Origin of the sequence: Streptomyces sp. NPDC016459 (genome assembly GCF_040632845.1) — a bacterium.
Lineage (GTDB): Bacteria > Actinomycetota > Actinomycetes > Streptomycetales > Streptomycetaceae > Streptomyces.
Genome location: NZ_JBEYCR010000017.1, coordinates 68,272 through 89,317, shown reverse-complemented (window position 1 = coordinate 89,317; position 21,046 = coordinate 68,272). Strand labels below are relative to the sequence as shown.

General features: G+C 67.7%; 14 protein-coding genes. 5 read left to right on the top strand and 9 right to left on the bottom strand.

The genetic code is table 11. From position 1 onward, the window contains the following. Positions 1 to 35: 35 nt before the first annotated feature. On the bottom strand, positions 36 to 1,166 hold the full coding sequence (locus ABZ567_RS28530; protein ID WP_360795037.1) for a hypothetical protein: 1,131 nt from the start codon (positions 1,164 to 1,166) through the stop codon (positions 36 to 38). A gap of 528 nt (positions 1,167 to 1,694) precedes the next feature. Next, positions 1,695 to 2,372 carry a hypothetical protein gene (locus ABZ567_RS28525; protein ID WP_360795034.1) on the bottom strand — a complete coding sequence of 226 codons (678 nt, stop codon included), beginning with the start codon at positions 2,370 to 2,372 and terminating at the stop codon, positions 1,695 to 1,697. Between the two features lie 411 nt (positions 2,373 to 2,783). On the opposite strand from ABZ567_RS28525, the gene ABZ567_RS28520 reads away from it, so the two are divergent. Next, positions 2,784 to 4,337, top strand: coding sequence for a DUF4041 domain-containing protein (locus ABZ567_RS28520; protein ID WP_360795031.1), 1,554 nt, complete (start codon positions 2,784 to 2,786; stop codon positions 4,335 to 4,337). A gap of 119 nt (positions 4,338 to 4,456) precedes the next feature. Here ABZ567_RS28520 and ABZ567_RS28515 read toward each other — a convergent pair whose 3' ends face one another. Both ABZ567_RS28515 and ABZ567_RS28510 read right to left on the bottom strand, forming a co-directional pair. Beyond that, positions 4,457 to 5,911: a DUF2971 domain-containing protein gene (locus tag ABZ567_RS28515; RefSeq protein ID WP_360795028.1), complete on the bottom strand. Its 1,455-nt coding sequence runs from the start codon at positions 5,909 to 5,911 to the stop codon at positions 4,457 to 4,459. A 433-nt stretch (positions 5,912 to 6,344) separates the two neighbouring features. Beyond that, entirely contained in the window at positions 6,345 to 8,864 is a 2,520-nt protein-coding gene (locus ABZ567_RS28510) for a hypothetical protein (protein ID WP_360795025.1), read from the bottom strand. 627 nt (positions 8,865 to 9,491) lie between these two features. Between ABZ567_RS28510 and ABZ567_RS28505 the strand changes: the two genes are divergently transcribed. Further along, the gene (locus tag ABZ567_RS28505) at positions 9,492 to 9,683 is read left to right on the top strand and encodes a hypothetical protein (RefSeq protein ID WP_360795023.1); all 192 of its coding nucleotides are present in this window, start codon (positions 9,492 to 9,494) and stop codon (positions 9,681 to 9,683) included. 379 nt (positions 9,684 to 10,062) lie between these two features. Here ABZ567_RS28505 and ABZ567_RS28500 read toward each other — a convergent pair whose 3' ends face one another. Both ABZ567_RS28500 and ABZ567_RS28495 read right to left on the bottom strand, forming a co-directional pair. Continuing rightward, positions 10,063 to 11,289 carry a caspase family protein gene (locus ABZ567_RS28500; protein ID WP_360795021.1) on the bottom strand — a complete coding sequence of 409 codons (1,227 nt, stop codon included), beginning with the start codon at positions 11,287 to 11,289 and terminating at the stop codon, positions 10,063 to 10,065. 3 nt (positions 11,290 to 11,292) lie between these two features. Further along, on the bottom strand, positions 11,293 to 12,021 hold the full coding sequence (locus ABZ567_RS28495) for a hypothetical protein (protein WP_360795019.1): 729 nt from the start codon (positions 12,019 to 12,021) through the stop codon (positions 11,293 to 11,295). A 1,717-nt stretch (positions 12,022 to 13,738) separates the two neighbouring features. Between ABZ567_RS28495 and ABZ567_RS28490 the strand changes: the two genes are divergently transcribed. Continuing rightward, on the top strand, positions 13,739 to 14,092 hold the full coding sequence (locus ABZ567_RS28490) for a hypothetical protein (protein ID WP_360795016.1): 354 nt from the start codon (positions 13,739 to 13,741) through the stop codon (positions 14,090 to 14,092). Between the two features lie 10 nt (positions 14,093 to 14,102). Further along, positions 14,103 to 14,837 carry a hypothetical protein gene (locus tag ABZ567_RS28485; protein ID WP_360795013.1) on the top strand — a complete coding sequence of 245 codons (735 nt, stop codon included), beginning with the start codon at positions 14,103 to 14,105 and terminating at the stop codon, positions 14,835 to 14,837. Between the two features lie 306 nt (positions 14,838 to 15,143). Here the strand turns inward: ABZ567_RS28485 and ABZ567_RS28480 are convergent, their stop codons facing one another. Both ABZ567_RS28480 and ABZ567_RS28475 read right to left on the bottom strand, forming a co-directional pair. Continuing rightward, on the bottom strand, positions 15,144 to 15,608 hold the full coding sequence (locus ABZ567_RS28480; protein WP_360795010.1) for a hypothetical protein: 465 nt from the start codon (positions 15,606 to 15,608) through the stop codon (positions 15,144 to 15,146). A 167-nt stretch (positions 15,609 to 15,775) separates the two neighbouring features. Further along, on the bottom strand, positions 15,776 to 15,961 hold the full coding sequence (locus ABZ567_RS28475) for a hypothetical protein (RefSeq protein ID WP_360795007.1): 186 nt from the start codon (positions 15,959 to 15,961) through the stop codon (positions 15,776 to 15,778). An 825-nt stretch (positions 15,962 to 16,786) separates the two neighbouring features. Between ABZ567_RS28475 and ABZ567_RS28470 the strand changes: the two genes are divergently transcribed. Beyond that, a complete protein-coding gene (locus ABZ567_RS28470) occupies positions 16,787 to 18,442 on the top strand; it encodes a hypothetical protein (RefSeq protein ID WP_360795005.1) in 1,656 nt (551 codons plus the stop codon). A 261-nt stretch (positions 18,443 to 18,703) separates the two neighbouring features. Here the strand turns inward: ABZ567_RS28470 and ABZ567_RS28465 are convergent, their stop codons facing one another. After that, positions 18,704 to 20,938: a hypothetical protein gene (locus ABZ567_RS28465; protein ID WP_360795002.1), complete on the bottom strand. Its 2,235-nt coding sequence runs from the start codon at positions 20,936 to 20,938 to the stop codon at positions 18,704 to 18,706. Positions 20,939 to 21,046 lie beyond the last annotated feature (108 nt).

The following is a 21,046-nucleotide window of genomic DNA, read 5'->3' as shown; positions in this document are numbered from 1 at the left end:
TCCGGTGCATGGTGTTCTTGCAGTGAGCGAGACCCCTATGCTTCGCCGGCCGAGGCGGCGATACAGCTCGCGAGCACCCGACGGCCAAGACCCGGGACGTCGTTCAAGGCAGGATCCAGAACAGTGACATCGTCCTGGAATGTACTGAGGCGCCGCGGCGAAATGCAGACGTTCAGGAGAAGACCGGTGAAGTCCTTCCAGGCTCGTTCCGTGGGGTAGCTGCTGATGTTCTCGGCCCGTCGCAGGTACTCATCTGTGCGCCGGTTCACCGCCCGAACTGCCTCAATGTGCCGTACAGCCGGATCTACGACCCCTGCTCTCCGTGCCAGCGCCAGCGTGGGGGAAGCTTCCACGAGCAGGGTCAGCGCATCGCGGATCCTGCAGAGCTGTGCGTATTCGACCTCTTCCATTTTTTGGATCCGGTCCTGAAGCGAGGGCCAGCGAGTACGGCGGGACCACGGGCTCGCACCGTCACATTCCGCCCCTTGCAGAGCGCTGCGCAGTTGGGCGAAGACCTGGTCGCCGTACTCGTCAGCGAGTTCGGGCAGCGACTGGCTCACTGCCTCCACAACGGCGTCGGCTCCGAAGTCCTCGAAGCCGAGCACCGTTGCCACGGCGATGGTCGCGAGTGCGTCGGCGTCGGCGAGGCTGTCGGGCACCGTCATACCCGGCGGTTGTCCCTTCTGTTTCGCCTGGCGGTACAGCTTGGGAAAATAGCGGTGAGCCGCCTCCATAGCGGCGTCCATGGCCTTATCGGGGCAGCCGCCTGCGGATCTGGCGGCCATCTCGATGGCGGCAAGGGGATGGGAGCGGTCCCGCGCCATGTACCAGGCCAGAGCGCGTCGAACTGCGCGTTCGGGTAGCGGGACCGTCGCGGCCGCGAGGACTTGATCGAGCCGAGTGCCCGTGGTGAACACCTCGAGCACGGCCTGCTCCAGGGGCCGCTTCTTCGCCGTGGCCAGAGCCAGGGCTTCAGCAACAGCGAAAGTCTCCGGTAGGAGCCCCGAGCTCGACCCAGCCCCACGCCCCAGGCCTTCCTGCTTCTTCCACGGCAGAGCACCGAACTCGCGCCATCGACGAATCTTCGCCCAGCTCACTGAGAGCCCGTGCGCCGCAAGCTGCTCACGCAGTCGCTGCTCGGCTTCGCTGGGTTCCTTCCATGCCACGGGGCGAGTCTAGTTAGAACCCCGCGATTCACGCAGGGCCTCACTCGGGGACGGGTTGGCCTACTGAGCCATACGCCTGCCGCGCAACGTGCGCACGGCAGCCAGCTCAGAGGAGAGACGAAATGACGAGCCGTTTCCGCAAAGGACCTCGGCACCTGCTTCGGGCCGCAGGGTTCGCCGTGATCCGAGGCGCTGCGTACGCAGCCGGCAGTGCTGCCGTGACTGGGGGCATCTGGTGGTTTCAGTCCCGGTAGTTCGCGCGCCCTATGGAAAGAGGCGGGGGAGCGCGGTCAATCGTGGTGCCGACTGTTGAAACGGGTGGCGACGAGATGCTGCGGCGGCCTGGGTGAGGTGCGGCTCTGAGCAGCCGACGAACTCGCACACGACGCCGCAGCCCTCGTCGGATTGGCCCGCAACGATGCGCAGCTGGGCCTCAGCGGATCAGTGTGAGGGCACGGACCACAGCGCGAGTTGCCGCCATCCGCCAGGCCCGGCGCTGTGGTGCCAACGGCGATTCCCTGCGCTGGATTAGCTGGTGGCAGTGGCCTGGTAGAGGCCTCGGCCGGCCCGAGCGGCCCGCGAGGTGGCCACGAGGCGGTCGAGCGTGCTGCGGACGGAGTTCACGGCGCCCGTCGAGGAATCACGGCCGAGTGCCTGGGCGACGTCCCGCGCGCGCATCGCAGTCTCCGGTGAACGGGCGAGAATGCCGATCACCTGCTCGGTGAAGCCGGCAGGGTCCTTCGCGGCAGGAGCGGCCTTCCGCGACGCGGTCGCGACGCGAGGCTTCTTCGCAGAGGAACGTTCCTTCCGCCCGTTGGCCTTGGCCGGCGTCGTCTTACGCTCGCTGGCCGCGCGTGTGGTGGCGGCCTTGCGGGGCGCGGGAACCGGACCCGCTTCCTGCATAGGCGCCGCCTCGACCGCCGTCTCGCCCTTTGCCACAGCCGGTTCAGGCATGGGCGGCACCGCCGCCCGAGGAGCAGGGGTCTCGGCCAGGGCCAGCAGGGCCGTCAGCGCCGTACGGACCGACAGGACGCGCTCCGAGACCGCGGCCAGCTCCTTCTCGAGTTCCTGCTGAAGCTGCTCCAGGCGAGGAAGCTCTTCCTGGAGTGCCGCGGTCGTGGCGTCGATGCTTTGGACGGGCGTAAGGGAAGCAGACACGAACAACTCCTTGGAAGTGGGGGGACCGGAGGCATAGAAACCGGCCATCTGATGTGCAGGGTAAGGGGTCTTGGGCAGCACACGAGTGGTATGTGCGATATCCCCCCGCGTGGCCGAGACACACTGACTGGCCCTGGGCGGAATGCCGGCCCTCTCGGCAGGCACGGTCCCGCCCGGGACACAGGGCCGCGCAGAACGGCTGCTCGGTGCGGCAGCGTCACGCCATCCCGTCCGCGGGAGCCTGACAAACGTCGCCCAAACCGGCGGCAACACGCGCCGAGTATGGCTCTTTCGAAGCCGGAGCGCGACGACGCCCCTCCCGCAGGCCTTCGGTGGCAGCCAGGGTGCCTTTTGCGTCGATCCTCGTGATCGGCCTTCCTCCCGGCAGCCTGCACGGCATGATCGCGCGGGAAATCGAGGGCGGGGCACCGGATGGTGCCGGGGGAGGGGAGTGCACGGGTGAGTGTGAACGGGTTCCGGTTCAATCCGCCGCCGAACTGGCCCCTGGTCCAGGGCTGGGTCCCTCCGGCGGGCTGGCAGCCCGACCAGTCCTGGCCGCCGCCCCCTCCCGGCTGGCAGATGTGGCTGCCCGACACACCCCAAGGCGCGCCGTCGACGGCCGCCGTGCCCCAGCAGTACACACCTGCGCCCGGCGTTCCCGCCGGGCGCAAGAGAGGCTTGTTCGGCCGTTGGCGGCGCGATGAGGCGAGTGAGGTGGAGGAACTCAGGCAGTGGATCGCGCATACGCAAGGCGCCGACGCCGCCCAGGTCGCCGGCCTCATGCAGCGGACACGCCAGGAGGCAGCCGCGCTGCATGCGCAGGCACAGGCCGAGGCCGAATCCTTCGTGGCACAGGCCCGCCAGACCGCCAAGGACATCAAGGCTGACGCCAAGCAGGCCGCGAAGGACACCGAACGGATCCGCAAGGAGGTCGAGCAGTACCGCGCAGAGATCTACCAGGCCGAGAGCCGCCTGACCGAGCTGCGTGCGCAGATCGTCACCACCGACGAGACGGTCCTGCTGCAGCAGGCCGGCATCTACGCCTACCACCACCAGCTCCACGACGCGGTCGCCTACCGCAGCCGCCTTGACTCCCTCAAGGCGGAGATCAAGAACTTCGCCCGCAACAATCAGGCCGTCCTGGCGGCCACGGACTGGACCGTCAACGGCTCCGCCCGCGAAGGCCGCAAGATGATCCGGGACTTCTCCAAACTGATGCTCCGCGCCTACAACGCCGAAGCCGACTACGCCGTACGCGCCATGCGCCCCCACCGCCTCACCTCACTCGTCGACCGCCTCTACAAGAGCCGGGAGACCATCGCCAGGCTCGGCGCCACCATGCACATCCGCATCTCCGACGCCTACCACGACGCCCGGGTACGCGAACTGCAGCTGACCGCCGACTTCCTGCAGAAGAAGGATGAGGAGAAGGAAGCACAGCGCGAGGCACGAGCCCGTGAGCGCGAGGAAGCAGCCGCCCAGCGCGAGCTGGATCGCGAACGGGAGAAGCTGAACAAGGAACTCAACCACTACGAAGCCGCCCTCGAACGCATGCGTGCCCAGGGCGATCACGAAGCCGTACGTGACATGGAAGCCAAGCTCGCCGAGATCCAGCAGGCGCTCCAGGACGTCGACGCACGCGCCGCGAACGTCCGCACCGGATACGTCTACGTCGTCTCCAATATCGGCGCCTTCGGGGACAGCATCGTCAAGATCGGCATGACCCGGCGCCTCGAACCCCTCGATCGCGTCTACGAACTCAGCGGAGCAGCAGTCCCCTTCCGCTTCGACGTCCACGCACTGATCTTCAGCAAGGACGCCGTCGGCCTCGAAACCCGCCTCCACCAGGAGTTCGCCGACCGCCGCGTCAACCGCGTCAACAGCAGGAAAGAGTTCTTCTACGTCACCCCCATCGAGGTACGCACCGCACTGGAACGCTTCGCGGGCGAGCACCTGGTGGAGTTCACCGAAACCCCGCAAGCCCTCGAATGGCGTGCCAGCAAGACAGGCTGACCCGGACGGGACGCTTCATGGCTGAGACAGCACCCGAGATCACGACGGTGATCCATGGGCCGTCCCCACGGCAGCCACGTGACGTCGGTCTTTCCAGATGCCGTCCTGGGAGGCATGCCTCAATGTGCGTCCTCGCCAGGTCCTTGCACCGTGTTGCCGTCCCGGGCCTGGTCGAACAAGGGGCGGGCGTCGCGCGTAGCAGCGCTCAGCGCACCCAGGAGAGCCTCCACCGCGGCAGAGGCACCGGAGGCGTCCACCTCTTTCCGGTCGCACCAGACTTCGTAGGGGTGATCGTCCTCGAGGGTGACCAGGCCGTAGAGACGCAGGCGCTCACCGTCGAGGACCTGGACGGCTGCCGACGCGGTCAAGGTGGGCCGGTGCAGCGAAGGGGGCTTTACCCCGCAGTGGAAGCCGCGCTGGTAGTGGATGGTCTCTCCCGGTACACCGGGCCGGCGCGCTCGCTCGTCCTCGGGAATGGCCGCGACGCCCGGCCAGACGGGGCCGGCCTGCGTTCCGGGCCACAGTCTCAGCTCGGCTTCCAGCGCCGAGAGGCCTTCCTGGAGCTGCTCCAGCGGCGCGCGGGCGAGTACCTCGGCATCTCGGTGCTGTGCCGCAGCTTCACTCTCTGCTTTTTGCAGGGCGAGGAAGCGCTCGGCCAGTGAGCCTTCTCGTCGGCCGGGAGGCATCTGGCCATGGCTCGGCCGGGAGTCGGGAGGGAAACCCTCGAAGGGGGTGAGGAAGAGTCTGCGGTGGTGGTAGCGCAGTTGCCGCACTTCAGCCCCGGGGTAGCTCTCAAGAGCCGCTTTGAGGGCCGGCATGTCTTCCTCGGAGAACCAGGGCCCCAGGATGACGCCGGTGACGGCATCGCGGATGTCGACGAAGTCGTAATCGCCGGACTGGTTGAGCAGGATGAGGCGGTACTCGGCTTCGTAGGACCAGGCGCTGTGCTTGCGGAAGTACAGCGGGCCCTTGTTTGCCTCGGCGTAGGCCAGCGCCACGGCGTCCGCACCGAACTCCGCAACCTGTCCGCGGTCGATGTCGCTGGTGGTGGAGGGTCCGGTTTGGCCGTTCAGGTACTGGACCGGGGCGTGGAAGGCGAGGGCTGCCGGGCCTGCGTGGCGCAGAAAGGACTCGACGAGCCTGCCGTGGTCCAATCTGAGGCAGACGCCCTTGTATCCGCCGCCGTAGTGTGACCACAGCGCGAGAAGGGCCCACCCGCGGCGTGCGTCAGGGTTGCCGATGTCCGCAGAGGTGATGAAGTCCCTTGTCAAGCATCCGACTTTGGCGTTCAGGCGAAGGTGCCGATCGAGTTCCTCCCACAGGGCGAAGCTTGCGCTGACGTCATCCCCACCAGGGCCGCTGAGCGGCGGAGGCAATGGCTCCGCCTCCCACAGATCGTTGGTCCTGGGATAGGGCGAAAGGCGCAGCTTGCCGCCGGCCAGAATGACAGATGCAGCCTGCGCGTTCGTGTAGTGGAAGAGGCTCTCGGTGGGGCTCCAATGAGCCGTTGCCATCTCCAGTTCATCAAAGGACTCGAATGGAAACGTCGTGGCCAGGGCGTGGTCCGCAGACATGACAGCTCCTTTCCTCATCATCGGATCTGGGAGACATCACCCTACCCCTGTTCTCGTCATGGTGACGAGAACAGGGGTAGGGTGATGTCTGCGGGCGGGGCTGACAAGGCACACCGCCGCCGTATAGATGGCAGACCTGCATGAAACAGTGCTGGGAATGGCGTCACCACGCCCACCCGGGGGCGGTCAAGGCCTGCATCGTGAAGATCACGGACTTCATCGCTCTGGAGGAGCCGCTGCCCCAGTGGCACGACCACGTCGCCCTGTGGGCCGCGTCCCACCGACCCGGCTCCCTGTCACTCGGCCGATGCGTCCTCGACCTGCGGGCATCAGAACTCGAACCAGCCCGTCCCGTCGGTCGAACTGGAAGGTCCACAGCGAGGCGCGGCAGGCTGGCGGCGTGCACGAGCCCGCGGCTGCCGGTCCTCTCATCTCACCACGGGGGTGCGGTTGTCCCCTGCGCTGTCAGGCCGTTGGCCAGCAGTACCCTCCAGTTGCCGTCGGGATCGTCACACGCCCGTTTCCCGGCCAGAACTTCAAGGGGTTCTCTGTCGCCTGTGTCAGCCGCGATCCGGGCGAGGGATTCGGCCTGCGTGTGTTCTCCGGCGGCTTCCAGACGCATGGCGAGCATCCCGGGAGCCCAGGGCATGCCCGCTTCGTAGGCGCGCCACAGCAGCGGCAGTGCCACCTCGTCGCTACGTCTTTCTGCCAGCTGCCGTACGACCGAGGTCCCGAGGGAAGCGGCCGCCTGCCAGGCCAGCCGTTCGGCCGTGTCGAAGCTGCCGGTCTTCTCCCGCTCCCTGATCAAGTTCCACAGGGGCTGTGTGTAGGCGCCGGCGGCGGCGCGCAGGGCCCACTGGTCGGCTTCCTCCGTAAGGCCGGCGCTTTCCGCGTCCTCAACCATGGCCGCATACGCCTGCGCGATGCCCGCGGCAGCCGTGTTCTTCAGCAGGGCCTGCGCCTGGGCCCTGTCGGCGGTCGCATCGTGGTGGGCGCGGTGGGCCAGCGTCCACAGAGCCCACAGCTCGCCCTCGGCCGCCTTTTCCCTGACCAGCGCCTCACCGTCGCTTCCTGCTCCCCGCTTGTGTAGGCGGCGGATGAGCATTTCCAGGGCCCACCGGTTCCCGCTGTCAGCGGCGCTGCGCAGTTCGCTGTCACCCGCCTGCTCGCCCTCGATCTCGTCCAGGAGAGCCACCAGTTCACGCAGAGCCCATGTCTCACCCGCCGGCATCGGCAGCCTGCTGGGGCTGATGAGATCCGTCAGGCCCTGCAAACGGGCCAGGAGATCGATGAGGCCGCTCCGCGGGGAACGGAGCCGGCGCCGGCGTTCCAGCACGGCGACGGCATGACGGTAGTACCGGACTCCGTCCGCAGGACGTGCCTCGGCAGCCGCCTTCTGAGCAAGCAGCTGCAGCGGCCGCGTCTCACCGCAGGCGAATGCCTCCATAGCGGCCTTCTCGGCTTCCGCCGCTGTACCGGACTCGGCGGCAAGAAAAGCAAGTTCGCGTGCTGCTTTGCCGTCGCTGGCTGCCTGCAGGATGCGACGGGCGCGGTCAAGGTCACCGCTGGACCGAAGGTCACTCGCATACGCGTGCAGCACCTCGGCGTCACCGCACCGGGCCACCTCGTCATACCAGCGGGCAGCCTCATCAAGCTGCCCGTCCTCCGCCAACGCCCTGGCCAGAATGAGCCGAGCGGCCGGCATACCCTTGTTCGCTGCCTCTCGCAGCACCTGCTCGGCACCTGCCAGGTCCGCTGCGTCCACCAGCTCCCGCAGATGTTCCTCGAGAGCCTCCACATGCCCTGCGAGAGCTGCCTGCCGGCGCACGCGGGTAGCTTCCTCGGGTCTGGCGCGCTCTTGCCACAGCCACGCCAGGCTCAGAGCGGAACGCGTGTCACCGCTGTCGAGGACCTGCTGGTAGAACAGCGCCGCGTCCTGGTCACGCCATCGTGCCTGAGCGGCCCTGGCCAGCGACGTCAGTGCCTGGGGATCGACCAGGTGCCGGCGCGCCGCCTGCCAGAACGATGCCGGGGGAGCGGTGTAGCGGCGTTCCTGGCGACCCGTCTGGTCCAGGTAGTCGGCCAGCAGGAACCGGGCCGTGCCGTCGGAGGCACCCGGTCGGGCGCGGACCGGGCTGAGCATGCCCCGCACGCCACGAAACGGCGTCGCCACGTAGGCAAGGGCCTGCTCGAACCAGTCCTCGCCCAGGGCCTCGTATGCGCTGTCGCTCAGGTAGCCGTCCGCGGCGGCCTCCAGGAAGTCCTGCGGTATCCGGGGAACCCCGCCGAGGCGGGAGAGGTCCATGGCGGCCCGAACCAGCGCGGCCGCGCCAGGCGGAGCCGTGCGATACCGGTCGGCCAAAGCAGGAGCACCGGCCAGATACTGCGTGATCTGGCCGTCCGCCGCCCGCTCCATCGCCTCAGCCAGCCGCGGATCGTGGGCACCGACCGCACGCATGTCGTCACTTACGGCCTCGTCGAAGGAGGAAGGCACGTGAACGGCCCGGCCCGCAAGCAGCTCACGCGCCTGCGGATAGCGGTCAGCGCCCAAGGAGGGACGGTCGGCCATCGCGGTCCAGTACTCCGGCCAGACCGTCGCCAGGATGAGGACAGGACCACGCTCTGGATCCTGAAGCAGCGCGCGCAGCCCCGCTGCCACCCGCTCCGCCTCCTCGCCGGCGCTTTCCCCGACATACCGCTGAAGCTCGTTGAGCCAGATCGCGGTGCGCGGCGCAACGCCTTCTGCCAAGGCACCGGCCAGCGCCTTGGCAGGAGTCGGGTCGAGCGGGTGCCACAACCGCCACCCTGCCGGAAGCTCCCGCACCGCCTCCCAGCATGCCCGGGTCTTGCCCGACGACGAACCCCCGACCAGAACCACCATCCCGCTCGCCCCGGCCCCAGCCTGCGCCACCACCTGCCGTACCGCGGCGTCGTGCGCCCTGCGCACGTACAACGGCAGTGCTCCTTCGTTGCCAGAGGCCGCCACGGCCGAGGGATGTACTTCCCACTCGGTGCAGGCATCGGGAGCCTGAAGTGCCGAGACGAGCATTCCCCGTCCCGCAGGGGCGGCCAGGGACTCGGCTGTCACCACACGGGGGCGAGGCGGACGACCGCCGCGCAAAGCCCGCTTCTCCGTGCGAGCCTCCTCCCACAGCTTTACCCACGAGACATCAAGAACCGGCTCACCTCTCCTGCGGGCCAGTGCCGTGAGATGTCCGAAGAGGAACCCCACGGCTGCCCGGTTCGAAGGAACACTCTCCCCCTTCAGCCAGTCACCCAGCGAAGATGTGCTCAGCGGAACAGCCGGAACCCGCTGCCGCCCAGCGCGGACCAGCGCATCGAGAGTCGGCTTGCCCGCCTTCAGGCGGAGATCACCAAGCACGCCCGCGAGCTCCTGGGCCGCAGTCCGCCCCTCCATCCACCACCACCCCGTCCGGTCCCACACGCTGCCGGAAAACCTGTCATGTGGACCTTGACCAGCGTAGACGCTCACCGGCAGCGCGGGCACACGTCGCCGGAAACTCCCCGGACGAGGCCGAATCACCTCACCACACCCCGCCGCGAACGGCAGGGTCAACTCGTGAGGAGACGAACCGTGCTCACCCTGCTCGAACTGATCAATGAGCCCATCGCCACCACCGTCATCGCCACCCACGGCCTGACCGTCACCACCATCGCACTGACCGCCGTTCTCGATCCGTCCGCCCAGCGCCGGAAGGAGGCCCGCATGGTCCTGGCCGTGCTGCTCGGCCGCGACCGAAACGACCGGTGACGTCGAGCGGGTGTCCGTTGATGCTCAACGGCTGACGTCGGCGGCACCTGCCTCAGGCGGCCAAGATTCACCGCGTAGTGGCCCGCCCTGTGCGAGGTTGAGGACACCGATCAGCCGACCGCTGCGGATCATCGGCGCGCTGGACACCGTCATCGAGACCGACGCATCACATGCGCCGAGACGGAAGCACACCGACGGCGGATCGCCGCCGAGCTTGGCAGCACCGAGAAGGCCCGCACGCCCACCTGTACAGCTTTGGACCCTCAACCGGAGGGCGTCGGGCCCCACCCGGTGGATGTTGGGGGACTGGCGACAGCCGTGAAACCCCCGTGCGGGGAGCCTGGCCCGGGAGCGGCGCCAGTCTGCCGGAGTCGCCAGTTCACGGATCCAGCCCCGGATTGTCGGAAGGGAAGTGGTCGGTGGACTTGCACGGGAAGACGAGGGTGAACGGCTGCGGACTGCTGTTGCGTGCGAACAGATGTGGTTTCGGCAGAGCTTCCTGCGCGAGGCGATGGGCAAGTGACCTGTGCAGCGTGGGAACATCCAGGCACAGGGATGTGTCATCGCCCCTGTCGTTCAGGACGTGGAGCAGCGCGGTGGCGAAGGCCGTGTAGGGACTGCCCGGGTTGGCCAGATCGCGGTCCAACGCCCATCCGCCGGGGCCTGTCGCCGTCAGGATGTACTCCTCCTTCGGACCTCGGGAAGGCGTCTGCTCCGCATCCGGTACGTCGGTGAAGTCGGGGAGTGCGCTGCCGCTGGCGCATGCGTCGAGGATCACCAGTGTCCGGCTCGCACAGCTCTGGCGCAGCAGGTCGCTGATGCGTGAGTAGGGCAGCCCCTCGTGCAAGCCTGCAGCCTCACCAGTGCCTCCCAGGTACAGGTCGCCACGGTGGTCGGTGGTTCCGTGGCCGGCAAAGTAGAAGATCAACGTGTCGGTGGCCTGGGTGGCTGCTGTCCTGAGGGCGGCGATCGTCGCCTGCGGTGTGGCCTCGTCTCCGGTCAGAGCGACGGTGTGGGGTACTCCCAGATGGGAGAACTGTTCCGCCAGCTCGAGGGCGGATGCTTCGACGCCTGGCAGCGGTGCGCCTCGGCTGCTGGCGCCGACCACGACCGCCCGCGACTGCTCCGGGTCTGGACAGGTGGGCTGTGCCGGCGTCCCGCAGCTGGATGCACCTACGGCAGGGGAGCGGGGCTGTTCGCGCGCGGCATCCGCCGCGGCTGGCGTCGCCTGTCGCTGGTGACGGTTGGCTGCTCTTCGTGACAGGCGCAGGAGGAGTTCGGCCCACCCATCCTCTGCCGTGCTGGTACGGCGGATCTGGCGCACGGCCGAAGCGAAGACGGCTTCGGCAAGGTCCGCACAGATGCTGTTGTCGGGTAGGCGCGAGTACAGGTAGCGGTGCACCATCATGTCGAACTGGCGCTTGAGCAGAGCGACGTCGACTTCGCGGGCGTCAGCAGGCGCGGGCTGCGGCGGTGTTCGATTAGTTGTAGTCGGCTGCGGTCGGCCAGGTGTCGTGCCGACCGCACCGAGGGATGATCGGGCGAGCAATGCGCGGAAGACGTCCTGCTCCTTCGCCCCTTCGGTTTCGTACCGCAGGCCGGTCAACGCTCATCCTTTCTCGATGCGGCACCTGTGGCGGTAGAGGGCTCCTTCGACAGCTCGAGGGCTTGTCCCGTCGTCGAGGAGCGCGGCGATCTCGTCATGGGAGTAGCCTTCGGCTTCCAGGGCGATGATCTTGGCTAGTCGTGGATCGCGGTCGTGCAGGGCCTTGAGGGCCGTCCGTGCCGCGGCCCTGTCCAAGGCGAGGGCTCCGACCCGGTGGTGCGTCGGAATGGGTGCGGACGCACCCAGCTGGAGCGCCAGATTACGGATCTCCATGCGTCGTGCGTTGCGGCGGTCCAACCAGGCCCGGTACTCGTCGGCGAAGGCGTACAGGCACGTCCCGATGAAGTAGGTCCGTAGGCTGGCGCCTCCTTCGGGTCTCCATTTACGGGCGTGCAGCGCCGTTCGCTTGAACCGGTTGAACGCCCTGAGGACCGTGTCCTGGACGATGTCGTGGCGTTCGTCCTCGGACCAGTCCAAGGGCGGATCCCCGAGCTTGATGCCGCGCCGCGCGCACTCGGAGAAGATCTTGCGGCTGATCATCCAGGCATGAGTGACACGTAGACCGTGTTCGATCATGCGTCCGGCGAAGGTGTCGAACTCGGGTCCTTCGAATCCGAGCTGCTCCAGATACTCGACGAGGGCCAGGTCATCAGCGTGTCGCTGGCCTTGGGACGTGGAAGGGACTGCTGTCGGCTGCTCGGCGCTCGGGCCGGTCGCGGTGTGGGGCAGCATGGGGCTGCCAGTCTCGGGGGGGCTTCAGCGTGTCGTGACCTCGGCGGATTCAGGCTGAGACGGTGACGACGAAGGTCGTCGGGGACGGAGAGAATGCGCGGCTGCAGGACATCGGCGGATCCCTTCAGGAACTTCGGTTGGACAGGGCGCCTCTGCCCGGCAGGCCAGTGGCATGGATCGGTTCTCGCTCCCCTTCTTAGGGCTTCTCACGGGCCTACCCCACGGCCTCCACCAAAACTCGCGAAGTTTTTTCCTGGCGTGGGTTCCAGGCGGGTCACGTCCTTATGAGGGTGCCGACCGGCATCGTCCGACAGCCGGCCCGACCAAGGGAGCGACCGATGGCCCGCAAGCACGTCCACCTGCCCGTTCAGGCTGAGGCTGCCCATGACACCAGCCCTCCCGCATCTCCCCGCGCCGGCACCGGGGAAATGACGTCACTGGCCACAGCCGACCCGCTGCAAGTGCCCCCGTCCGACGACACCGTTGGCCAGCACGAGGCCCCTACCGGTGCCACTCCGGCACCGGGCCGCCTGCGGCGCGTCTGCACCTTCATCGCGGTCCATGCAGCCAAGGGCGCTGTGTCCTCAGCTGGCGGACTGCTGGTAACCGCACTGTGGATCTACCTCTCACACCGCTAACAGCGTTTGATTGACGGTCAGTTGACGTCATCGCATTCTCCGCAGGCCGGGACGGCCCCTGCGCGGAGCAAGGGCCGTCCCGGCCGACATCGCTGAGCCCGCATCTGATCCCGACCCGTGGCGGAGAGCGCGGAGGCAGCGGGGGGCAATGCGGGTCCGGTACGGCGCCGGTGCAGGCGGCGGCGCCGTGAGCGGCAGTGGGGCCGGCCCTGCGTAGTGGGCATCCGTACAGACCAGGCGCCGGGCAGCCTTGAGGTCCCGAACCGCCAGGTACTGCCGGTGACCGACAGAGACCACTGGAGGTCAGGGGCCGTGCTGATCGCGGCCTACTGGCCACCGACCAGCACACCGAGGCGCTCCACGAGGTCCTCGAGGCGAAGAGCCCTTGCCTCATATACAGGTGAGGCCGATGGCCTGCCGTCAGGGCAGGCCATCGGCCTCACGAGGCAGGTGCGCCAACACCTGCCGGGTTCCCTGTGTGCCGGTTGGAGCCAGAGCAATCAGGGCGAGCACAACCGGGGGTGCTGGTCGCGCGTCGTGGTTACGAGCATCGGCTAGTCACTCCAAGATCGTTAATGGTGAAGCGGTGCGCTAGTGAGCCAATGCAGGTCAGCGGCGTTGAGGTTTCCGCGAAGTTGGTAGAGGGCGAGGCGCCGCCCACTCAGGCTGATTGGGCTCTGCTGGCTTCCTGTAGGCGCCTGACCTGCGCTTCTGGGTATCGGGCGAAGCTCGGCTGCTCCAGAACGCCGGTCTGGAGCATCATCCGTTCGTGCTAGGGCCACACACGCCCCTACGACCTGTGCAAATACGGCTGATGCCGAGCCGCGCGAGTCTCATACCCGCGCCCACGCATGACTCGAAGCACATCGAGAGTGCATTGGAACGCTGATGAGCCAACGTTCTGGCGGACTGTCGTTTGTGCTCTAGACGCTGGAATCCTGAGCGCCAGCAGGTTCCTCCGTGCACGCTGGGAGCGCCAACTCCCCGCACAGCGCCGGAAGAGCCACGACATCGGTTGGAGCCGAATCAGCACCGTCCGGCGACCTTGCGGTCGCCGGACGGCAGTCAGGGGATCTCTCATGGGCGGAAAGTCCTCCGCCGCGGTGAATGCCGCGGCCACTAAGGTGACGGCGTCCGGCACGGACACCGCACCAGCGAACACTTCAGACGCACGCACGACCGACGGCGACACAGTCGCTTTCGCGGGGAGCCCGGGCCGGTTCGGCATGCCACATGCACTCGTGATCATTGCCTGCATCGTCACGGCCGCGATCCTCGCCAGCCTCGGCATGATCGTTCAGGACGTCCTGCTTCTCATCGGCGGAGCCGGCGGGATCGGCGCCGCGATCGTCGCTGTCGTCGTTGCCGGCAGGCCCCGAAGCGCCGGCCGTGCCAGCCGCTTCGTGCGCGCCTACCTCAATTCGGGCAACTGAGGTGACCGCCATGGGCCGTCCCGAAAAGCCGGTCAACCGAGCTGTTCCGGCACGCGCGAAGCTCGCGGACTTCCTGCGCAGCCGTAAGACCGTCGCCGGGCTCACCTACGAGCAGATGGCGCGGCTGCCGCAGACCAAGGGCGCCCCGTCCGCGGCGACGCTCAAGCGCGCCGCCTCCGGTGACACGGTCCCTTCCTGGGAAACCGTCGAGGAGTTCGTCCTGATGACCCTCACCCAGGACGAGGAATTCGGCGGCGGACTCACCACCGGCCTCCACCAAGGCCTGGAACTGTGGATCCGGGCTCGCCGCGCAACCCGCGCGCCGTACGACGTCCACAAAGCCCCCGACTCCACCCTGATCTACTCCCGGGCAGATCTGAGCCGTGCCCTGCGCCGGCAACACATCTGGGCCGGCTACCCCACGCCCGGGGAGATGCAACGAATCGCGGGCTCATGGTCACTGCCTACCAGCACCGCCCGCCGCATCATCGCGGGCGACACCCTTCCCGTCGACCCCCACCAGACCGCAGCGTTCCTGAGAGCCTGCTACGTACTCGAACTCGCGGACCTGGAGCCCTGGCTTCACGCCGCAGTCCGGGCACACGACTACAACCTGCACTGGGTCAGGGCCCATCGCTCCGCTGTTGACGCGATCACTGCCGCCAGCGCACAGGGCCCTTCCGACAACTCCGCCAGCGGCAACGTCGTCTACTTGAAGGGGGCGGGAGCCGAGACCGCCGCGTGACGGGCGGACCGTAGCCGTTCAAGCCCCCGCATGTGTGAGACCACGACCTTCAGACCAGTGCTGTGATGAGCGTCGTCTCACTGACCGGCTGCCACCAGAACGGCGCCCGCCCCGCACACCGTGGGCGCAGCCCGACTGGTGGAACCTGGAGCTCACCAAGGCCCAAGACCACTCAGACACGGCGGCCGGTCGGGCGGAATCGCGCTCCACAGGTGACGCTCCAGCCTCGTGCTCACGCCTGGCGGCATCCAGAAGCCGACCCCAAAACCGCACCATGCCGGTCGATGTTTCCCGCATACGGGTCCGTCAGGTGCGCGGCTTCAGTTTGATCAGGCGGACGGGCTGGCCGTCGAGGAAGAACTCGTCGATCTCGGTGTCGCTGGTGTCCTCGTCGTGCTCGCCGGTCTGCAGCAGGCCCAGGGTGATGTGGAAGTCGCGCAGCGCGTCTCGGATCCGTGTCGGCAGGGAGGGGTAGTCGGGGGTCTCGTCGGGATCCGCTGCGGGAATCAGCCGCGCCTCGCGCGGCGCGTCGATGCCGCTCACCGACACATCGGCGGCGAAGGTAAGCCCAGCCTCCTCCAGGGCCTTTCGGGCCTTGTCCGCCAGGGCGACGGCAGACAAGTACTGGGTCACCTGGTCCCGGCTGAAGGCCGGTGCGACCATGCGGGCGATCTCCTTGGCCGGTGTGCCGGCACGGAACTCCCACGCAATCGCATCGACCAGCGCGCGCTTCTCGCCGAGGAAATTGTCGAGTTCGGCCCTGATGTCCATGAGGCAAACCCTATCGGCTGGCCTGAATTCAGGCCAGCCGTAATTTAGACTTTGCGCTCACCGGGCGAGACGGCTCTGCTCACCGATGACAGAACCCGATCGCGAACGCTGTCGCCATCGCTCAGCGGCGCTTCAGGTCACAGCCGGGTGGCGAACCGGCCGTCGGGCTACTTCCGGAGCCAGCCACGAGCGACCGATCTGACCAGTTTCCCGCGCAGCGGCTCCAGCTTGCTCCTTATGCCGACGTCCACCCCCAGCACCTCGCCAACCTGCCGGGCCATGACCGGACCGGCGGCCTGCCGCACGACGGCCAGGATCCGCTGGTAATCCAGCGGGAGGGCCGTCTCCTCCACGTCCGGCTCGCGGTGCGGGTCATCGTCACTGCCGGACCTCCCACCTGTCTAGGCGCCGACGCGAACGCGGCCCGCTCCTCGGCGAGCTGCTCGCTCATCCGCTCCAGGGCTTTCTCAGCAACGGCGAGTTCGTCGCGCTCGGCCTGGGCCTCCGCCAGATCCATACACCGGATCGTAGAAGGCCGCTCGCCTGCCGCGAGCGTCAGACCGGCAAGCCGCCCCGTGACGGACGATCTACGGCGCAGACTGTCGCCCACGACAGGCACGAGTACCCCGGAATACGGTCACACCAGCCCTGCCGACCTGGGACTTTCAGGTTGGCGGAGGCTCAGTAGAGCAAGAACCAGGCCGCAGAACATGCCATCCGCGTCTACGGCCTCGGGAACTCACGTCCAGCACCTCCCACTGCGAAAGGGCGGCCGACTGTATTGCAACACCCCGTCGCAGCCACGGGTGATGCGCCATTCTATGCCTGGGGTCCTGCGCACTCCTCGCCCTTCCCGTTCGCATGTGAGAGTTCCTGCCGCCAGCCGTATACGGCCCGGTGCCGGACACGTCCTCGGAGCCCGCAGACCCCACCCCCGTTCCATCCGGGCCCTCATGGACCTACGGCAACCCCCTGCTGTTCCCGCCGAACTCGTTTACCTGCGAGGGCCTTTAGCACGCCCTCCTCGCGCACGCGTGCCGAGGCCTGGTGTCACTGGCTGGGGCTTGGCTCCGTGTGTGACGATTCCAGCTCCCTCTCCCGCCGACATCGACGCAGCGATAGCCTGTGCTTCACGCAGCGGCCAGCCCGCAGACGCTCAAAGCAATGGTGTGCCGCACTTGGCTGCAGCCCTGGGAGTGCTGCGCCGTACCGATGAAGGGCAGATGCTTTCCGGCGAGGTGCTGCTGGCTGCTCATGTTCTGCTGTACGAGCAGGTGCCTTTCGCACTCGGTGAGAGCAGTCTGCGCCGCCTGGCCGAGGTGCTCGTCGGCAGGGGAGTGGTGCCCAAGAGCAGCGACTATGAGGGCCGCTGGTACCTGTGGTGGCCCAAGAACGGGCGCGGCCCTTGCCGCGACTGCGGCAAGTCTCGTGCGCTGACCCGTTTTTCAGGGCGTTACGGTGACGACTACCGCTACCTGTGTGCTCGGTGCCGGGCCACGGAACGAAGCGTTATTGCCGAACGAGCAGAGCAACTGCGCACCATACCCGGCATGGCGGCCGCGCCGTCCACCCCGGTGGCCAGGCCTGGTCCGGCGGGGACGAGGAGCGCAGGGCGCTCCGAGACGGACGTGCCTTCTTCGCAGGAGTGGAACAAGTACGCGACACGGTTGCACGAGATGCTCGCTCCGCTGGAATGGGCGGGGTTCGACCTCCCGGACGATTGGGACGCTGATTTCGACCGCCACCACGGCGCACTGCTCTTCGAGACGCTGTGGCGCGGTGACGGCGGTGTGGACGTCAGCTACCACCCGCACGAGGACAAAGTGGTGCTGGAGCCCTTCGAGGACGTCACAGGAGAGTGGCTTTACTCCTACTCCTTGCTGGAGGACAGTCTGGAGATCCTGGTGCCCGGGCCCGGCCGACAGGCTGCTGCCGCCGTCGAAGCCGCGGCGGGCCAGGCCGGGCTGCTGGACGCCGCGCACGTATACGTCGCCGAATCGGCCCCCGCGGAAGCCAAGCAGGACTTCGCTCTGCGTAGAGTCCGCCGCATCTTCCAGCCAGCCGCCGAGTTCCGCCGGCTGCCGCTGGCCGAAGTGCTGCGTGAGGTCACCGAGGACCAGTGGCTGAGCAGCTACCTGGACTGGGTGGTCGGCATGACCGGGCAGGATGTCGCACCCGACATCGTTCCGGACGCGGCCGCACGGGGCGTGGCCGCCTGGTGCTGGCGCAACAACACCGCGGTGGAAGACCACCATATGGAGACGGACGTGCTAATGGCGCGCGTCAGCATCGCCGTCACCCGCCTGACTCGGCCGCGCATCTGCCCCGTCGAAGGCATCGACTGGGACGGCATCAAGGACGCGCTGATGGACCCCGAGTGGGCCCTTCCCGATGCCACCCCCATCCGTTCCCTGTTCGGTGAGGGATGGACGGAAGTGGCGGCCACCGTCTGCACGGAACTCGACCGCTGGCGCCGACTCGACCATGAACGGCTCGGTCCTCAGACCACACTGATCCTGATGACCATCGGCGGATCCACCGGCTACACAGACTCCTGGTGGGGGCAGGGACGCTGGCACAGCATCTGCCGTCACATCCTCGACGAAGCCATCGCCGCAGACCTGGCCCTGCCTGCCCCCTACGACCGGGAAGGCCCCGATGTCTTCCTGGCCGACCTCCAGAACCCCGACCGTCTCCCCGACACCATCCTCGACTGGTTCATCGACCTGCCGGACGCCGGAATTAAAGGACCTCGCGGCCTGCGCATGAATAGCATCACCCGGCCGCTCCGGCACTGCTGGGACCCCTTCTGGCTCCCCGATACCGGGGCCTGACCTCGTCCGGCCGCCTCACTATCCGCGAAGGGACATCCAAGCCAGGGAAGGAGGACCGCAGTGCTCGCCGCGGCAGACCAGCCACTGTCCTGGCCTGCCGAGTAGGTGCGGGTCCTGCTCTGGCTCATGAGGTCCCCCGGACCAGGGCCGGCGTCCCGGCGTCCGCACCCCGTGCCCGGCCCAGTGGGCCGGGCCGCCGCAACATCGCATCACGCAGCGATCACCGCGCAACACTGAGGCAGGACCGCGACGGCACCTGACTCACCGGCAGGCGCGGGCCCGCAGTTCGGCCCCCAGACGGACGACGGTCTGCCGCCAACGGCGGGCCTGCCCCGGTGCGGGAAACCACGCCCGCTCAGTCTGAGCATCCAGGCTGCTGAGCTCGTCGAGGCGACTCAAGTACCTCTCCACATCAGCCGTACCGGAGCCAGAAGCCGAGATCTGGATGAGGTGGTGCAGCCGGTGTGCTGCCCGGTAGTAGGCGACCTGGGTATCACTGAGCCGGCGTACTGCGTACCCGCCGCACTTGCTGCACGGATCGAAGCTCTTGTTGTGCAGCAGTACCGCGATGGTCACCTTCTCGTCCTGGCGGTCGACCCCGGCGTAGGGGCGCCGGTGCGAGCAGCCGGGGGAGTGGGCCCGGCCCTGGAAGCGACCTGACGCATCCGTGGTGTACGCCTGCACGCAGGCGAGTACTCCCAGCGGAAGCCCGGAGCCGTCGGCCCAGTACTCGTCTTCCTCGGATGCGAAGGGTTCAAGGTCCAGCTGTTCCATCGCCAGCAGTCCGTTCCACACAGCCGCAGCGAACGGCCTGAGCGGATAGCCCTGCTCGTCTTCCGCGACGGCCTCGAGGTCCCGCAGATCCGGCAACGAACGCGCCAGGGCCAGAGATTTCAGAGCCTGACGGGCATCCCGCTTCTCCCTGCACAGCCGCACCACGACTCGCTCGCCCTCCGCTGCGCTCAGACTCCGGCCGAACGCGTCCTCCTCCGGGTCGTACACAGGACGGACCCACACGTCGTCGTTCTCGGCCGGGTCTCCGGCGTACAGCTGCAAGGCGGAATCGATCAGGGCGTCAGGAAGGTCACTGGCGGCGGCGAGGATCACACCCTGCCAGCCGGTCGCACAGCGCTGTTCCAGAGCGCCCAGCGTCACGACTTCCACACCGGCGTTCACGCCCAGGACTGCGTACAGCTGCTCCGCGCCGCCCGTTGTGTTGCGCAAGGCCCGCAGGTGCTCCTGCCGCAGCAGTTGGCGGCCATGCACCGGGGTGTCGTCGAACACCCCGGGCCCAAGACAAGGGCCCGCCTCTAGAGCCGACGCCTTGTCTCCGGCTGGAGGCTTCTGCTCGGCCCGGGATTCGTACACGAGTGGGGAAGCCTGCGAGAGCAGGCGGGCCGCGATCGCTTCCGGCACCCGCAGCGAGATGACCGGCTCAGCCCCCGCCCAGTCCACCGAGGCCGTGTACGAGGCGAGCACACCCCGTTCCCACTGACTGAGCCGGTCGAACGCAGACGTGCTCCGGCCGGATGCCACCAGACCGCCGCCAAGACCTACGGACAGCACCCGCTCTCCACAGCCGGCCGTGACCGACACGGCAGCTTCCTCCGCCCAAGCCCCCAGCAGCGCCTGGGCCCTCTCCAGTGCCTGATCCCGCCCCTTCCGCCGACTGCTCATCCCACGGGTCAGCCGATAGGCGAGATAGTCCTGCTCATGCGGATGATCCCAGCTGTCCTCCACCGTGCTGCGCCACTGCCGCCACAGGGACTTCAATGAGTCTGTCGCCTCGCTGCGTGCACCCAGCACGGCGAAAGCGGGATCATCGACAGGAAGGTCCGGTTCCTTCATGCCCGACACCGCTGCCGCCAAGGCCAGCGCATCCGGGGTGATCAGCCGGCTGGCCCGAGTGCGCAAAACCTGAAGGCGGTCCAGCTTCCGCTGTACCCGCGGCTCAGCCCAGGACCGCATCCAGGGAAACATAGCCAAGACACGGTGGACACGGTGCAGACTGACCAGTGCGTCGAACCACTCGGCCACGACGGATTCACGCATCTGCCGGGCTTCCTGCACCTCCTCCCAGCGATCGTCGTCATCTTCCTCGACGTCGGTCTGCGCGTTCTCCTTGCCGTTCGCAGAGGCCGGCAAGAGCAGCGAGACAGCCTCGTCCAGCTCCACGTCATCGAAGCTGTTTTCGTCGGCATCGCAGCAGCGGTCCAGTTCATACAACAGGCCCATGCCTGTGAGCGCGCTCAGGAAGACGGCCAGCCCCGTCCCGGGACGTGCCCAGGATGCGTACGACGCGCACTGGGTGCACAGCCGGCCGAGAGCTGAAGCGTCCAGCTGCACCTTCCGCTCGGTGACACGAGCGGAACGCACGTAAGAACAAGAGGATTTGGAGTGCAGCTTCGCATCCCTCGCCTGCGTCGACCACAGAGTGACGACAGCGCCCTCGAACGGACCGAGCGGTACGTCCGGCGTCAGCAGACCGTACGACATTGGGACCTCCCTTAGCGGTGGCGTGAGCATAGCGACAGTCACCGACACCGAGGTGCTGCCGCCGGCCTTCGCCGTCTCTCCTCCCCTGGTGGAGAGTGAGCGCGCAAG